Annotated in this window: 1 protein-coding gene; it reads left to right on the top strand. The window is 74.1% G+C overall.

Going from position 1 to position 613, the window contains the following annotated elements; genetic code table 11:
• Window positions 1-613: PfkB family carbohydrate kinase (locus GTW43_RS13865; RefSeq protein WP_237536586.1), on the top strand; the 613-nt coding region annotated here is incomplete at both ends.

Here is a 613-nt window from a genome sequence, read left to right as displayed (position 1 = left end):
TCGACACCAGCGCCCTGCACCTCGACCCCACGCTGCCGACGCCGTTGACGGTCGTCCTCACACAGCGCGACGACCGCGCGATCCTCACCGCGACCGGCACGCTCGCCGCGACCAGCGGCGCGGACGTCCCGGACGACCTGCTCGCCGCGGCCCGGCACGTCCACAGCGCCTCGTACTTCCTGCAACCACGTCTGGCCGCGGACCTGCCGGACCTGCTGCGCACCGCGCGCTCGCACGGCGCGACCACCTCCCTCGACCCCCAGGACGACCCGTCGGGCACCTGGGCGGGACTGAGCGCCGTCCTCGCACAGACCGACATCCTGCTGCCCAACGCCGCAGAGGCCCTGTGTCTGGCGGGACCGGCCGCGCGGACACCGGAGGACGCAGCGGAACTCCTGGCGGCACGCGGCCCGCTGGCCGTCGTCAAGAAGGGTGCAGAGGGTGCGCTGTGTCACGACGGGCGGCGCCTCCTGACCTCCCCGGGCGTGCCTGCCGACCCCAAGGACACGGTGGGCGCAGGCGACAGCTTCGACGCCGGATTCGTCGCCGCCACCCTGGACGGCCACTCCCCTGACGAGGCACTCACGTTCGCCGTCACCTGCGGCGCCCTGTC

This window comes from Streptomyces sp. SID5785 (assembly GCF_009870065.1).
GTDB lineage: Bacteria > Actinomycetota > Actinomycetes > Streptomycetales > Streptomycetaceae > Streptomyces.
This window is presented reverse-complemented; position numbering and strand designations above follow the sequence as displayed.